Here is a 16,169-nt window from a genome sequence, read left to right on the forward strand (position 1 = left end):
GTGCAGCTTCTGCCCGGCGATGCGGTAAACAGCTATGATCTCGACTGAACAACGTGTCTCACTCAGCCGAAAAATCCGGGCCCACATTGAGTTGGCCGATCCGGTGACTTGGATCTCGCCAGTTTTGGTCTGTTTCTGTGGCGCACTGGCATCAGGTTTTGAGCGAGGGTTTGATTGGACAAGACCGGATCACTGGTGGCTGATGTTGCTCGGCGCATTGATGACCGGCCCACTCGGTACCGGTTTTAGCCAGAGTATCAACGACTACTTTGACCGTGAGCTTGATGCGATCAACGATCCACAACGACCGATTCCGGCTGGAATCGTCTCGCTGGCAGAAGCACGCTGGAACTGGATTGTACTCGGCACAGCGACAATACTGGTCTCATTTGTGTTCGGTAGGCCGTTGATCGTCCTGCTCGCCCTGCTCGGGATTATACTGTCGGTTATTTACAGCATGCCCCCGATTAAGCTGAAGAAGCATTTCTGGCTAGGACCACCAGCGGTCGGCTTAGGCTACGTGAGTATGAGCTGGTTGGCGGGACATCTGATCTTTGCTCCTCTGACATGGCAAAGTGTGCTGGTAGCATTGATTAATGGTGGTCTGGCAGCCGGCTTACTCTTCCTCAACGATATCAAGAGTGTTGAAGGCGACCGCAAGCTAGGATTGCAATCGCTAACGGTGGCGATTGGGGTCAAACGCACCCTGATTGTGGCATACCTGACCATTAATGGCTTCGAGGCCATGCTTCTTGTTCTGGCACTGATATGGGGACAGTATTGGGTAGCAGCATTTATGCTGCTGGCACTGGTTGCGCCGATCTATAATCAGATAAAGCTCTACCAGGAACCAACCCAGCAGAACTATGTGCGCTATCTCCTGGCCTCAAATCCATTTGTGGCCTTAATCCAGATCATCTCAGGTTTACTCGTAGGCGGCTATTTTGGCTGACCGTTACCATTTAAGGAGGTGTAACTATGACGGAGACCGAAGGTGAGGTGCGGGTACGCAGCGTTCCAGTACGACGTAGCGACAGCTTCGTTGAGTCGGCAATGGAATTTGGTGGCGGGATTGCCCGGCTTGGTTTCTCGCTCTTCACACTACCGCTGGCTTTGCTCCCACCGGAGTCGCGCCAGCACATGCGCAACGCGACCAAGGAGTTGATGTACGCATTCGCTTCGCTACCCCGCGATTTTGCCGAGATCGCCGGGAAGAGCATCGAGAAGTGGGCAGCCGAGGGCGAAGAGCCGAAGACTGAGACAAAGTAACGCTGATTGCTCGTTGTGAGCAAAGGAGGAGACGAGTATGAGCAATGAAACGACGACTGAGCGTGATGGGCTATTTGAGATGGCGGCTAGCTTCGTCGGTGGTGCTACCCGGATCGGCCTGACTGTTGCCTCGGTACCGTTAGTGCTGCTCCCCCGTAATTCGCGTCGGCGAGTACGCCGGGCTATGGCAGAAGTAGCAATGGCCGTTGTCGCTTTTCCGAAGGAGCTAGCGAATGTTTCGGAGCGGGTGGTTGATGACATCTTTGCCGCCGACCCACCCCAGATCACGCTGCCCAGCCCACAGCGCGTAGGTGAGCAGGTGCGTTCGTTCACCGAGCGCCTGGCCCGTGCTGCCGAAGAGTTGGGAACGAGCTTCAGCCGAGCAGCCAGCCGCGCTGCTGATGCCGTTGAGCAAGGGGCAGCAAAGGTTGATGAGTGGGTCGAAACCCCACCGAAAACACCACCGGCACCGTGATCGGTTAAGGTTGTCGGTCTACGCAGAGGTACGGGATGTGGTTGGCTACCCATCCTATGCCTCTGCGTTTGTCTCTCTACCTGACAGAGCGGCAAGTTGTGCCTGAATGTGCAGTCAACCGGCGGTCAGACCGTGGTATTCTGTAAAGAGAGAGGCATGTGGTGATGCCTCTGAGATCGCTGTTCCACGGAGCTTTGCTACTATGCGAATTGTGATACTTGGCGCCGGTTATGCCGGTTTACGTACTGCGCTTGATCTGGCTCGTCTCCGTCGTACTTACGGGCTAGAAATTACTATCCACGTTGTTGATCAACATCCGTACCATCAGTTGATTCAGTTGTTGCATCTGACTGCTACCGCCGGGATTACCGACCAAAAGTCCATCTATCAGCTCGATAAACTCTTTCAAGGTCGTGAGGTAGAACGGATCGAGGGGCGGGTACAGACAATCCTTCCTCTGGAACGGCGCGTCGTCCTCGCTGATGGCCGAAGTGTCGAATATGATCGGCTGGTTATTGCGCTGGGCAGCGAAACTGCCTTTCAGGTTCCAGGTGCTCGCGAGCATGCGCTGCCCCTCCGAACCTTCCCTGATGCGGTTGCCCTGCGTAAGCATCTGATACGTAAGTTTAGTCAGGCTGCAACATTGACCGATCCGACCGAGCTGCGGATCGCAATGACGACCGCCATTGTCGGTGGTGGATATACCGGTTGTGAACTGGCCGGTGAACTGGCGGCGTGGGCTGATGATCTCTGTCGGCAAACCGGCGCACCTCGCAATGAAGTCCGTATTGCTCTGATCGAACGAGAAGACCATCTCTTGCCGCATCTCGGCACTTGGGCCAGTAATGAGGCGGTGCGCCGGCTAGAACGTTTAGGCGTGAATATCTTCTTGCGAACACCGGTGGTACGGGTAGAACCGCAACTGCTCCGCTTTGCCGATGGTCGTATATTGCGGGCCGGAACTATCGTGTGGGGCGCAGGTATTCGCGCTCCGGCCCTCCTCGCCGAAGCAGGCTTCCCGACCGATCGCATGGGTCGGGTACTGGTGGATCGCTATTTGCGCGTGAGTGGACAGGCAGCAGTCTTCGCAATTGGTGATTGTGCGGCAGTCCCTGACGGACGTGGTGGGACCCTACCCCCCACTGCATCTTACGCAGTGCGCCAGGGTGAGCATCTGGCCGAGATTCTGGCAGCCGAAGCGCGTGGTGACGCGCCGCGTGCTTACGAGCCGGTTGAACTCGGTGAAGTTGTTTCGTTAGGACCAAACGATGCCGTAGGCAATGCCCTGGGAGTGCCGGTTACAGGCTATCCGGCTCTGATGCTGAAACGCGGGATCGAAGAATACTATCGTGCTACAATCGAAAGCGCATAGCCATAGGAGAGCAAGCATGATCGTGCAAGAACAGTTTGTTTCAATCAAAGCGCCACCTGCGACTGTAGAACGCTACCTGACCGATCCGCAATTGATGAAGGAGTGGCGTTCACCGCTGGTCGTTCTTGATCCTATCGAAGGCGAGTTAATGACACTGGGGAGCAAACACAAGCTACGACTGAAATCACTCGCGCTGGCCGGTGCGACGTATACCGTTACTGAACGTGATAGCAATCACATCTTGTTAAAGATCGAGGGTCTCTGGCAGGGGCAAGAACTCTGGCGTTGGTTTGCCGATGGTGACCGCACGATTGTGCAAAATCGGGTTGAGTACGAAGTGCCCGATCCCAGTTTGCGCGTCTTTGTGGTTGGTCTCGGGCAGATTTTTGCGTCACTCGACATGCGTATTCAACTCGATCGCCTGCGAATGCTGATTGAAGGTGGCCCCAAACCTGCTACCCAACCGCGTTAATGCACAACGGGGGCAACCACAGGTTGCCCCTTCTTTGGTAGATTATTTTTGCATAAAAGCACAGATATTGCACCAAGAATGCATCGTTTCAACCACTACCATTTCATCGGCGGCTGTGCTAGCATAGGTGCAAAGATACAAGAATTAGTCAGATAGAGGTCGCGTATGGCTCGTCAACAACGGTTTAGCCCACGAGACGAAGTCTACCTCAATAGTACTAGCTTTGAAGTATACATGGCCGCCGGTGGGGTATTCATTGGTCTTTTCGGCCTCTTATTTGCCATTAGTATCAAAATCAGCTTTGCCTGGCTGGTATGGCCTGCCCTCTTCGTGTCAATCCTCGCCGGTTACATCACCCTCAACCGCCTAGAGAAGCGCGAGCGGAAACGGAAACTGGCCGAGCTTGAAGCAGAATACGCTGCCAAAGCAACTCGCACGTATGGCGACTAGGGCACATCTGCGCAATGTGCTGCTTCCCTGGGAACGCGGGCCGCTGGCCCGCGTTCTCGTGTGAGATCGGGTGATTGCATTTTGTTCTCACCACTTGTCTGTCGGGTAGCAACGGAAGTATAGTTACACACTGCTAAAGAGGATTTGTAGGCATTCTGTCATCTTGCGCGGTGCACGATTGTGCTATCTTCAAGCTAATCGTGTCATTGCAAGAGGATAGGTATGCAGACACTTCGCACTATTCGTCGTACCCGTGAGCTGACCTTTCTTGATTTGGCACTCTTGACCGGTATTCCTGCTCGTGTGCTCGCCGAGGCAGAGTACGGATTACGTCACCTTAGCCATCACGAAGCTGAGACGATTGCATTTGTGTTAGGGATACCACCGACGGCGATTAGGCCATTACCTCCCCAGACGCAAGCCCGTTCCGGTCTGAAGCCATTGGCTCTGGCTGCCGGTTTAGCCACAACGCTGGCGTTATTGTCACTGTTTGGCGAAGGAGGACAGCGTTTCCAACACCATTTGATAACCGTCGCTCTGCAACAAGTTAGCTCACTGCTATCATCACAGACTGAGCCGGCTCCTGAGATGACCGGGCAGGCATCTCGCACGGTGATACCAACCATCCTACCGTTCACAGAGCAACGGAAAGGCGCGACACTAGTCATACCACCATCATTACCGACTCTCCCACCACCAGAGGCTCTGGCACCGCTCGTAGCTCCTTTGCCATCCTCAGCACGTACACCTGCCGTACCGCAGTTCTATCTTGATGAAGCAGGTCCCCATGGTTGTCCGGTTCAACCTGCGACCGGTCGGGTTGTGATAACCCAGGGATACGGAGTAGGTTCGCATACGCCGACCGCAATCTGGGGCGCAATTGATTTAGCGGTTGATGGCAATGGTGATGGAGTCGCCGAACCGGAAGCAAGCTGGTACGCGCCTGTAGTCGCAACACATGACGGCAGGGTACGGGTAACACTAGATAGTTACCCCGCCGGTCATCATGTCTGGGTGCTGGCGGCAGACGGTATCTGGCGTACCGGCTATTCACATCTCGCGATTGTTACCGTCATCGACGGCCAGCAAATACAGGCCGGCGATATGATCGGGTTAATGGGTAGTACTGGCTTTGCCAGTGGTCCACATCTCGATTATCAGGTCTGGCGCGGTGAGGTGAATATCGATCCTACCACCCTGGTTGGATGCGATCGGTAGAAGAACGCTTTGCGAACCGCTGCGGCAGGGATAGGCAGAAGTCACCGAAGATGGTCGGGATACGGTGGAACCAGGCCAAGCCTTACCGCCACAGAATCTGAGGCATCGAGTATGCACAATCACGCCCGCAGTGAGCGACGAAAGAGGGCCAGTGCAAAAGCCATCCCGATCACGGCAAAACCGAGCAGGATCACACTACTTATCCATAGCGGCAGAGTAGGCGGTGTCCCAAACGCTAACGCCCGTATTGCATCGATAAAGTACGTCGCCGGATTGAACAACACAATCATGCGCATCCAGTCCGGCAAAACATCGAGTGGATAGAGGGCATTAGACGCAAACAACAAGGGCAAATTGAAGAGGAAGATCATGCCGTGGTAGCCAGCAATACTGCGTGATACTGCAGCAACACCGAGTGCCAGACCACTGAAACCAATGGCGAAGATAACAAGCAACACCAGGGCGCCGAGCCAACCAAGAGGATTCACCCCTACTCGTGCCCCCATCAGTAAACCAACGACGAGCATCAGGATTGCCTGAAAGAGTGCTTTCGTTGCCGTGCTGGCAGCACTGCCTAACAAAATGCTCAAGCGCGGAATCGGTGCAGCCAGGTACTCTTTAACAATGCCACGAAGCCGCTCATCGAGTAACACCATCCCGCCCCCAACTGCGCCGCCGAGAGCACTCAACGCAATAATTCCAGGGAGGATGAACGACATATAGTCATTTCCGCCAATCGAGCTAATCATGCCGCGCATGCCAACGCCAAACAGCACCACCCACAACACCGATTGCAGCGCCAGACCGAACAGCTCTTCGGTTTGCTGGACAAACTTGCGCATGTGGCGTGTCCAGATAACATAGGTTGCGTACATACAGTCCTCACTTAATCACGCAAAGCTGTACCGGTATAATGCAAGAAGACATCACCGAGCGAAGGTCGCGCCAGGGTAACATCTTCGATTACAAAGCCATTCCCGCTTATTGCCCCTAACACAACAGGGAGCCGTCGACTCCCGTTGTCGGTGTAAACGAGCACCAGACTATCAGCCGAATCGGTCTCGACACCCTGAACACCTTCAACACCCTGGACAACTGTCGCCAGATGTTGCAAATCGCCTCGACCGCGCACGCGAATCACATCCGAACCCAGTGAGGCAACTAAATCGGTTGGCCGCCCTTCAACGATTAAGCGACCGTGATCGATAATGCCTACCAGGTCGGCCAGGACTTCTGCCTCGTCCATGGCGTGCGTAGTCAGTAAGATAGTCATCCCACGCTGGCGGTTCAGATCGCGCACATAGTTCCAGATATTCACCCGATTTTGTGGATCAAGCCCCTGCGTTGGTTCGTCGAGAACCAACACCTGCGGATCGGTCATCAAGCCACGGGCCAATTCAAGACGACGCTTCATGCCGCCAGAATAACTTTTGACCGGACGATCAATTGCCTCAGTCAGTTGCACCAGCTCAACCAGGTCACGAATGCGCTGCCGACGCACGTCTGCTGGCAAACGATATAACCGCCCGTGAAAATCAAGCGTTTCGCGACCGGTCAGAAGCGGGTCGAGCACCATTTCCTGAAACGTCACCCCGATCCGACGACGGACTTCCGCAGCATCACGGATAACATCATAACCGAGGATGCGGGCACTACCTGATGTTGGCGGCAAGAGAGTAGTCAAAATACTCAGCAGAGTCGTTTTACCGGCGCCGTTAGGCCCCAACAACGCATAGATACGACCAACCGGTGCACGGAGGTTAATGTGATCAAGCGCGGTTAGGTCACCATACCGCTTGACGAGATCAATCGTTTCAATTGCCGGTGTGTTCATGATTAGCTCAGCATCTAGCCAGTGCGTGACGATTCTCACATTTTGATTATAGCACCAATCAACTATGCAGGAACTACGCTAGAGCTAGACCTCGGATTACTAAACAAGCCCTCTGCATCGTCGGCATAGCACAGACTGCCATGCACCTGCGTAATAAGACGTACAAAGTGTAGATCATGAGCGCACGTCTTCTGCAACTTTCTGGAACGGGGCACGTATCATTAAAAATAAGTTAGCAATAGCGACATACGAAAACCTGATGAACGCTATGTAACATCGTGAATGCACATTGATTAGTCAGGTCGGCCAGACGCTCTGAAAGGAGGACACCAGTGCAGCAACGACCGATCAGCATTGAACAGCGACATGGCCCCAACATCCTGATCCGTTTACTCTACTTCTTCTTATTCGGATTTTGGTTCAGCGGTATCTGGACTGCAATAGGTTGGATCTTGTGTGTCACCATTATCGGTTTACCGGTTGGTTTGTGGATGCTCAATCGGATGCCGCAAGTGGTAACACTTGCACCGCGGCGCGAGAACCTGGTGATTGCCGGTGGGCAGATATACCGGGTAGAGACACCGCAACACCCGCTGTTGTTGCGAGCACTCTGGTTCATTTTTGTCGGGTGGTGGTTGAGCGGAATATGGCTTTTCGTCGCATGGGGATTGAGTGTATCGATCATTGGGATGGTTATTGCCTTTTGGATGTTCGATCAAGTGCCAACAATTATCACCCTTGCCCGTCGTTAATGAGTGCCAAAGCGGGTGTCTGATCGTGATCCAAACGTTCACCAGTCTTGTCACCCCTTCTTGAAAGGGGCGATTTAGAGCGATTTCAGGCATTGGGGGGCGTTAGACCCCGCATCCACCAGCGCGAGCAGCAGACCGGTCAGCACGCCCCCCCGGTTCCACGTAGGCTACCCCACGCCACTACCAACGCGCCAGCCATCCGCGTGGATGCGTGCGTGACCGCAACATCTTTACTAAGAGCCTATCCGAATAATCGTCTCACGATACGGCGGACGAAACCTGATAGAGGTACGGGCGCAGCGCCGCTGCGCCCCAACCGATCTCCTTCTGCGACAGGATATCCCAGATAGGTTCTAAATCCTGGACCTGACACCAGGCTCTGCACTGGCTGCCCCCTCCTGAACGGTCGGCGCGACGGTCGAGGTAACACGCACCCGCATGACCGGATAGAACGGCGGCGACTGGATCGCAAACCACCAGCGCAGGCTCTACACCCCGTGATCCGTCAGCACTACGACCGCCTGGTCGGGTGGCAGGGCACGGCGGGCCTAGCGCAGCATCCGCTCCCCCTGCGGTTCCCACGCGCCCGGGTAGTGTGATTGGACGATCACCCAGGCGAGCGGTAGGCCGGGGCCGCAATAGCGAACACGCATGCGCAGGAGGACGATGGCAGCGCGTCGAGAGGAGGCATCCAGGCCGAGCACCAGCAGTCTGCCGATTCAGTGCGCACCTTTCCAGCGGCGCAGGTCGGTGCCACACGCACGCGGACGAGACCACCGGTGGTGCATCCGCTGCGGGTGGAGCGGTGGGGTGCTGAGCAGGTGCAGCAATCCAGGCCTTCCACGCATCTGCCAGGGTCGTGGCGCGGGCGATCTCGGCCGTGGCGAGCACGTGCACCAGTGCGGAACCAGTGGCGTTTCCCGCCACCAGGGTGCCCACGATCCAGCGGGCTAAGGCGCGGCGTCGGTGCCGGTACACGCATGGGAGAAGGGCTTGATTCTGCTGCGGCACGAGCTGTTCCGTGGACGCGCGAACCATCGCATCGCCGTGGCGTGCCATCCTTCCATCCTTCCCTTTTCAACTCTACCAGGGTACGGACAACCCATGAAAGACCATGAAAGAAACCAAAGTGGTCAAGGATTAACGTTTCGGTAGTTTAAACTTACCTGCCGTTATGCTACGATGGTACTGGCGGCTTGCGATACCATCGTTCGCGCTTTAACAACAGAGAAATCGGTGTGTTCCGAAGGCAGAGCTCTTGCTCAGCTTGTGATTGTAACCAACCTGCACCTGCCGGTCGACCGTCTTCGTCGCGGCGTCCTGGCGTAAATTTCGGGAGCGGCAAGCGTTAGATCCTGGCAGATCAGGTAGCGATTGAAGCTCAGAACGTTCGGTAGCGTGAATACCATAGCAGAACGCGAAAAACGGGGTGAATGTTCGTCGTATTTTTGCTGGTCAACCTGGTGTTATCAGTGTGTATACTTGCGTCCACGTCAACACCTACACCTGTGCCTGACTCAATGCTGCTACCTGCTGTTACCACCACACCAACCGCAATGCCCGCCACCACGCCGGTATTCGTCTCCTCTGTCCAGATACGTGGCTTGTCTGTATCCGACCCGTGCGTCACCAATCCCGAACTGGTTCATCTGCGAAACCCTCATGCACTAATCCCACAGTTTATGAATACGATCATGGGTGTGCAACTAGCATCCCGGATGACCGCTCCCTCGCTTTGCTCACTCGGTTACAGCCGCTGAGCCGAGTGCCGTTAGGCGCGATCCGATGATGTTAGACAGGAGGTCAAGATGAAAGCGAACAGCTTGCGCGTCATCATACTCCTCGCTATCCCAATCCTGCTACTGAGCGGGCTGGCGACAGCCCAGGGGCCGCAACCACCGGCCCCCTCGTATTCGCCCCAAGGACCAGGCTTGCCGGAGGGTGTCCCGCCCTGGGAGCCGGAGTTCGGTAAGCCCTTTGTCCGTCCCGCAGACCCAACAACAAGGCTCCAGAGCACTGGAGTCAGTTCCATCCCCCTCGGCCAGCCGGGGCTGTCGTTCCGCTATGTGCAGACGTTCGGGGTGACGGAGGAGGGTTACATCGAAGACACCACACATCACTACAACCCTTGGGGAATAACAACGGATGGTAACTTTGTCTGGATTGCCGAAATGTATGGCAACCGTGTCGTCAAGTTCGACAATACTGGCAACTACCAGGGGCAAATTGGAAAGGCATCTTTCCGTGAGGCCACAGGAACAAGTTTAGCCCGCCTCACCGACGTGGCTGTAGATGGAGACGGGAATATCTGGGTCGTGGATGCTGATGCTTCCCATGTGGTCAAGTTTTCGCCATCTGGTGAGATATTGATGGAGATAGGCGAAAGGTGGAATGCTGGATCCTCCAACAACCAACTGGATGGACCTGCTTCCGTGGCCTTTGACACTGCTGGAAACATCTTCATCAGCGACGGCAACAACGCCCGCATTCAGATTTTCGATGCTAATGGTAACTACAAGACAACTTTAGGGGTCACCGATCAAGCTGGCACTGACAACAATCATTTTGACGGACCAGAACACATCTTCATTGCAGGGAACAGGCTCTACATCGCTGATTCGGGAAATCACCGTATACAGATCTTCAACATCAGCTCTCCTTACACGCCGACCTGGGAGGCAACCATCGGTGTCTCGGGAGAAGAAGGAGGCGACAATAACCACCTTTCCTCGCCAACCGGTGTGGCCGTGGACGCCAGCTACATCTACGTAGCAGATAGCGGCAACGACCGGGTGCAGATTTTTAACCGCACCACTTTAGCTTATGTAGCAACGGTTGGGAGCGGTTCGGGAAGCGGCGACTATCAGTTCCGCACTCCGACTGATGTGGCCGTTGACACTGCAGGCAATCTTTACGTTGCCGATGTCTACAACAATCGAGTACAACAGTACAACAGCGGTTGGCAATATGTCCGCACTTACGGCACTACAGGTTTTCCCTATGTGACGGACGGGTACCACTACAATTACCCTACCGGCGTAGCTGTGGCTTCGGATGGAAGCATCTACATTGTGGAAGAGAGGGGGAAGCGCCTGGTCAAACTGAATGCCAACGGCACACCACAATGGACAGTTGGCGAGCCGGGGGTGAGCGGATATGACAACAGCCATTTCCGCTACCCGGAAGACGTAGCCCTGGATAACACGGGGCGTGTGTATGTCGCCGACTCGGCCAACAACCGGATTCAAATCTACACCAGCAGCGGCAACTACTACGCTACGCTGGGTACGGGCTGGGGAATCGGCAACTATGAGTTCAAATCTCCACACGGTCTGGCTGTGGCTCAAAACGGCCATCTCTATGTAGCCGACCGCTACAACCATCGTGTCCAAGTCTATGACGCCAATTTTGTTTACGTTGGCACTATCGGTACAACCGGCGTGTCCGGCAGTGATAACAGCCACTTTAACGAACCATACGATGTGGCTGTAGACAGTGCTGGTAATGTCTACGTGGTGGACTTGAGTAATCACCGGGTGCAAAAGTGCGTTCCCGGCAGCGGTAGTTGGACTTGCAGCACTATCATCGGTGAGACCGGCGTTTCGGGCAGCGACTTTGGCCATCTGAGCAATCCCATCGGCATCACGGTCGATGCGGCTGGACGCATCTATGTAGCTGATGGCTGGGGGTGGCGTGTGCAAGTTTTTGATAGCACAGGCGCTTACCTGACCACCATCGGCGGCAGTTCAGGCAACCACACCGGACAAATGCGTCAGGCAGATGGGTTAGCAGTGGACAGCGCTGGCAACCTCTATGTTGCTGAATATCTCAACCACCGCATCCAGAAATTCGCCCCCGGCGTGCCGGGGTGGAAGCAGGTGAACATCAACGGGTTCGGGGAGCGGCGGAATCTGTGGATCAGCAGCCTGATATCGTTTAAGGGTGCACTCTACGCTACAGGCTACCAGTCTTACGTGTGGCGTATGGCCCCCGATGGAACATGGAGCCAGGTTAGCACGCTTGGGTTTGGGGACTCCACCAATAGCGAAATCGACGCAATGGCCGTTTTCAATGGCCATCTCTACGCTGCCACCTTCACCTTCGTCTGCGATGACCCCGACTGCAACACCTGGCACACGAATGGGCCCCAGTTCTGGCGCACAGCGGACGGAACGACCTGGGAAAATGTCACCCCTCCTGGCAGTATCGGCAGCGACTATCGGTGGGTTCCTGTGATGCTCTCCGCTGGTGGGTATCTGTATGCGACGCTGGGCAGGGGAGACCAAAACCTCCTTGGCGCTGAAATCTGGCGCACAGCCGACGGACAAAACTGGCAACAGGTCGCTACAGGAGGCTTCAAGAACGACCCCTATAACACCGATGTGCTCTCCCTTGCGGAATACAACGGCTATCTATATGCCGGCACGCGCCATGGGGACTGGCAGAATGATGCACATCCCGATGGTCCGCTGGGTGGCGAGATCTGGCGTTATGACGGCACTACCTGGACTCAGGTCAACAATTCTGGCTTCGGCGACGTAGAAGCCCATCGAGTAGAAAAGCTCATCGTGTTCAACAATGCGCTGTATGCCTACGTCTCCCACGTTGTAGGCACGTCCAAAGGCGCAGAAATCTGGCGCTGCACAGCGACCGTCTGCACCAGCCAGAGCGACTGGACGAAGGTCATGGACAACGGATTTGGCAATCCGCAAAATCAGTACATCTATGGCGGTGCAGTCTTTGGCAGCCACCTCTATGCGGCTGTCCGGAACGACTCAACCGGCGTGCAGATATACCGCACATCGGACGGCACGAATTGGGAGCCGGTTTCTCTGGATGGTCTGGGAGATAGCAATAATGGTTATGTCTGGACCGGTGCGATGGTGGAGCACAACAACCGCCTCTACATCGGCACGACCAACTGGGCCAATGGCGGGGAGGTGTGGTTGTTCCTGCACGAGCGAGTCTATGTGCCGTCAATCCAACGTTAACGATGGCGCCACCGGCATTCGCTACTTCGACGACGTGTACATTACGCCAGCGCAATGAGCGAGGGAAATGTGGGATGAGGGCAGGTCTTCCTGAAGGTAGAACCGGCCTGCCCCGAACGAATAGAAGGGAAATCACGTAACAGTGAGGTGTACTCTGGAAGGAGTGGCGACCATTCATCCCGTCAGCGTCGAAGGTGGAATCGCAGGCAGCGGCACTCTTGCGGAACACATGCTGTCAACTCTGGTGGAGGGAAAGACGCGGTGGACGTTCAGGTTCTCGACCGGAGCCAAAGCCATCGGCAGGTTCAGCATTCTTCGCGTCAGACCAACCTCTGACCCAGGAGGTTTTCGCTCGATGTGTGAAGCGGCCTGGCATTTCACGCACTATGTTGCATGCAGAAGAAGATCGGGTTGGGGCGCAGCGGCGCTGCGCCCGTACATTCATCAGGTTTCATCTGCTGTGCCGAGAGACGATTATTCGGATAGGTACTAAGCAAGGGCGAGGCGGTTCCTCACCCCCACACGTGTCTACGAAATGGTCACAGCGCCTATGCAACCGACCGTCGTCGCCCCGCAGAGAAATGACGTGTTCGGATGGCACACCACTCTGACCGGGGACAACCTGCGCCCTCATCGCTCGGAACAGGAGATTTCGGACGGGCGCTAAGCAGTCATTGAGAATCGAAGCCGTGCCCTTCGCATCACAACCGGCTGTTACTCGGCATCTTGTAATGCGGCCACGCCAGGTAATACTCGACCCTCAAGGAGCTCAAGCGATGCCCCGCCACCCGTGCTCACGTGTGACATCTTATCGGCCAAACCAGCCTGTTCCACGGCTGCCACACTATCGCCGCCACCGACAATCGTAATCGCCCCATTTGCCGATGCTTCGGCCATCGCCTGGGCAATAGCGCGAGTACCAACGGCAAACGGTTCCATTTCAAACACACCCATCGGCCCGTTCCAAATTACAGTGCGCGCCGCTCGAATCTCGGCACTGTAGCGTTCGATGGTCTTGGGGCCAATATCCATCACCCGCCAGCCATTGGGAATCTCACCGACGTCAACGATACGATGCTGGGCTTCGGCGCTGAACGCATCGGCAATGACCACATCCACCGGTAGCAAGAGCCGGGCGCCGCGCTCATCGGCAAACGCCATCAATCGTTGCGCCACGGATACACTGTCTGGTTCAACCAGTGAATCACCCAGATTCAACCCTTTGGCCAGCAAAAAGGTGTTTGCCATCCCACCACCGATGAGCAACGCATCGACTTTGCCCAGCAGATTCTCGATCACGCCAATTTTGTCGCTGATCTTGGCCCCGCCGATAACCGTCACAAACGGACGCTGAGGATTGCTTAGTGCACCACCGATGTATGTCAGTTCCTTTTCCATCAGAAAACCGGCAACGGCCGGCAAATAGTGAGCAACCCCCTCGGTGCTGGCATTAGCCCGGTGGGCCGTACCGAACGCATCGTTAACGAAGACATCACCAAGCCGGGCCAATTCAGCGGCCATCTCCGGATCGTTGGCCTCTTCGCGTGGATCGAAACGGGTGTTTTCGAGTACCAACACCTGGCCCGGTTTTAACATAGCAACAGCCGCTTCAGCGGCTGGGCCGGTAATCGCTTCGGTCTTCTTAACCTCTTTTGCTTCAGGGAGTAGCTCAAACAACCGCTCAACAACCGGTCGCAAGCTATATTTCGGGTTGGGTTTCCCCTTCGGTCGTCCAAGATGCGACATCAGAACCACACTGGCGCCATGCTCTAGCAAATAGCGAATAGTGGGTAAGGCGGCTCGAATCCGGGTATCGTCGGTGATTTGTCCTTGATCATCGATGGGGACATTAAAATCAACCCGCACCAGTGCCCGCTTTCCAGCCCAATCCACATCACGGATGGTTTTCTTGTTCATGCGCATCCTCCTTTGTTTGCGCTGTAACGGCACACCGTCATTGTAACACAGCACTTACTTGCCGATGCAGAAACGGCTAAAGATCATATCTAGCAGGTCTTCCCCAACGGTCTCGCCGGTAATCTCACCCAACGCATTTGCTGCACCGGTCAGATCAGCCGCCAGTAAGTCGGTTGCCGCACCCATAGCCAGCGTCTCCTGCGCCGCCCGTAGAAACTCTTCCGCTCGCCGCAGTGCTGCCCGATGGCGTGGATTACTGACCAAATGCGTTGAAGCCATTGCCGGGAGCGTCCCTCCTAGCAATGTACGCGCAATCGTCTGGGCCAGAAGATCGATCCCGTGTCCGTAACGAGCTGAACAGGCGACCACTGCCTTGCATTGGGGGTGGTGAGGTGTTGGTGGCGGCGGCAATGCAGGGTCATCACATTTATTCCAGACAAGAATGGTTGGGCGATCCGCAGTAGCAACCAACATCGCATCATCTTCAGGAGTCAATGGTTGTGAAGCATCAAATACCAGTAATGCCAGATCGGCCCGAGTCAGTGCAGCTACTGCCCGTTCAACCCCAATCTGTTCAACCGGATCGGTACTGGTACGCATCCCGGCAGTATCGATCAACACAACCGGCACACCGGCCAGATTGGCCAGTTCTTCAAGCGTGTCACGAGTCGTACCGGGAATGGGGGTCACAATTGCGCGCTCAACCCGCAATAGGGCATTGAGCAAACTCGATTTTCCAACGTTTGGTCGTCCTACGATCACCACTCGCGCACCGTTACGCAAGACCATTCCCTGTTCGGCCCCGGCCAATAATCGTTCAACGGTTGCCAATGCCTGGGCAATCGGCCCGGCCACGGTTTGTGGTTCAATTCCCTCTTCAGGAAAATCGATCAATGCCGTGATATACGCCAGGGGTTCGAGTATCGCCTGGCGAGCGGCGCGCACTTCACGCGCCAGCCATCCGTCTAATTGGGCCTGCGCGATTGTCAACCCGGCACGAGTCTGAGCACGGATCACGTCAAGAGTTGCCTCAGCCTGACTCAGATCGATGCGGCCATTGAGGAATGCTCGTAGCGTAAACTCACCAGGATTCGCCAGCCGGGCGCCGGCTGCCAGCGCTGCCTCAAGCGTAAGTTGCACCGGTAACGCCCCACCGTGACACGAAATCTCCACGACATCTTCACGGGTAAAGCTATGTGGTGCAGCCATAAACGTGAGCAATGCCTCATCGATCACCTGACCATCCGGTCCGATCACATGCCCATAGCGCACCCGATGGCTGCGTAACCGCCCTGGCCGCACCGGTCGGAAGATGCGTAAGGCAATTGGTTGAGCATCAGGCCCACTTAGTCGTATAATGCCAATACCACCCTCGCCGGGTGGAGTCGCAATCGCTGCAATTGTGTCGCTCATCGAGGT

13 protein-coding genes are annotated in these 16,169 nt (G+C 55.6%); 9 read left to right on the forward strand and 4 right to left on the reverse strand.

The genetic code is table 11. The annotated features are described in order from the left end of the window. Positions 1 to 34: 34 nt before the first annotated feature. From bchG to QTO31_RS00270, 7 genes are all read left to right on the forward strand, one after another. Positions 35 to 952, forward strand: a complete 918-nt coding sequence (gene bchG / locus QTO31_RS00240; protein ID WP_301427721.1) for a (bacterio)chlorophyll synthase — start codon at positions 35 to 37, stop codon at positions 950 to 952. Positions 953 to 978: 26 nt separating this feature from the next. Further along, a complete protein-coding gene (locus QTO31_RS00245; RefSeq protein ID WP_301427722.1) occupies positions 979 to 1,269 on the forward strand; it encodes a hypothetical protein in 291 nt (96 codons plus the stop codon). Between the two features lie 37 nt (positions 1,270 to 1,306). Next, positions 1,307 to 1,744: a hypothetical protein gene (locus QTO31_RS00250; protein WP_028459400.1), complete on the forward strand. Its 438-nt coding sequence runs from the start codon at positions 1,307 to 1,309 to the stop codon at positions 1,742 to 1,744. Between the two features lie 202 nt (positions 1,745 to 1,946). Further along, positions 1,947 to 3,116, forward strand: a complete 1,170-nt coding sequence (locus QTO31_RS00255) for an NAD(P)/FAD-dependent oxidoreductase (protein WP_301427723.1) — start codon at positions 1,947 to 1,949, stop codon at positions 3,114 to 3,116. A 16-nt stretch (positions 3,117 to 3,132) separates the two neighbouring features. Continuing rightward, positions 3,133 to 3,588: an SRPBCC family protein gene (locus tag QTO31_RS00260; RefSeq protein WP_031458450.1), complete on the forward strand. Its 456-nt coding sequence runs from the start codon at positions 3,133 to 3,135 to the stop codon at positions 3,586 to 3,588. A 165-nt stretch (positions 3,589 to 3,753) separates the two neighbouring features. Continuing rightward, a complete protein-coding gene (locus QTO31_RS00265) occupies positions 3,754 to 4,038 on the forward strand; it encodes a hypothetical protein (protein WP_031458451.1) in 285 nt (94 codons plus the stop codon). A gap of 222 nt (positions 4,039 to 4,260) precedes the next feature. Beyond that, positions 4,261 to 5,256 carry a peptidoglycan DD-metalloendopeptidase family protein gene (locus QTO31_RS00270; RefSeq protein ID WP_031458452.1) on the forward strand — a complete coding sequence of 332 codons (996 nt, stop codon included), beginning with the start codon at positions 4,261 to 4,263 and terminating at the stop codon, positions 5,254 to 5,256. 119 nt (positions 5,257 to 5,375) lie between these two features. Here QTO31_RS00270 and QTO31_RS00275 read toward each other — a convergent pair whose 3' ends face one another. Together QTO31_RS00275 and QTO31_RS00280 are read right to left on the reverse strand one after the other, a co-directional pair. Further along, a complete protein-coding gene (locus QTO31_RS00275; RefSeq protein WP_031458453.1) occupies positions 5,376 to 6,131 on the reverse strand; it encodes an ABC transporter permease in 756 nt (251 codons plus the stop codon). Between the two features lie 11 nt (positions 6,132 to 6,142). Beyond that, the gene (locus QTO31_RS00280) at positions 6,143 to 7,090 is read right to left on the reverse strand and encodes a daunorubicin resistance protein DrrA family ABC transporter ATP-binding protein (RefSeq protein WP_031458454.1); all 948 of its coding nucleotides are present in this window, start codon (positions 7,088 to 7,090) and stop codon (positions 6,143 to 6,145) included. A gap of 332 nt (positions 7,091 to 7,422) precedes the next feature. Between QTO31_RS00280 and QTO31_RS00285 the strand changes: the two genes are divergently transcribed. Both QTO31_RS00285 and QTO31_RS00290 read left to right on the forward strand, forming a co-directional pair. Continuing rightward, positions 7,423 to 7,842, forward strand: coding sequence for a YccF domain-containing protein (locus QTO31_RS00285; protein WP_031458455.1), 420 nt, complete (start codon positions 7,423 to 7,425; stop codon positions 7,840 to 7,842). A 1,808-nt stretch (positions 7,843 to 9,650) separates the two neighbouring features. Then, the gene (locus QTO31_RS00290) at positions 9,651 to 12,833 is read left to right on the forward strand and encodes an SMP-30/gluconolactonase/LRE family protein (protein WP_301427724.1); all 3,183 of its coding nucleotides are present in this window, start codon (positions 9,651 to 9,653) and stop codon (positions 12,831 to 12,833) included. Positions 12,834 to 13,547: 714 nt separating this feature from the next. On the opposite strand, the gene QTO31_RS00295 is transcribed toward QTO31_RS00290, so the two are convergent. Together QTO31_RS00295 and mnmE are read right to left on the reverse strand one after the other, a co-directional pair. Next, entirely contained in the window at positions 13,548 to 14,750 is a 1,203-nt protein-coding gene (locus QTO31_RS00295) for a phosphoglycerate kinase (protein WP_301427725.1), read from the reverse strand. A 54-nt stretch (positions 14,751 to 14,804) separates the two neighbouring features. Further along, positions 14,805 to 16,163 (reverse strand): tRNA uridine-5-carboxymethylaminomethyl(34) synthesis GTPase MnmE, encoded by a 1,359-nt coding sequence (gene mnmE, locus QTO31_RS00300; RefSeq protein ID WP_301427726.1) that lies wholly within the window; start codon positions 16,161 to 16,163, stop codon positions 14,805 to 14,807. Positions 16,164 to 16,169: the final 6 nt, after the last annotated feature.

The sequence above is a fragment of the Chloroflexus sp. MS-CIW-1 genome (assembly GCF_030444705.1).
Taxonomy (GTDB): domain Bacteria; phylum Chloroflexota; class Chloroflexia; order Chloroflexales; family Chloroflexaceae; genus Chloroflexus.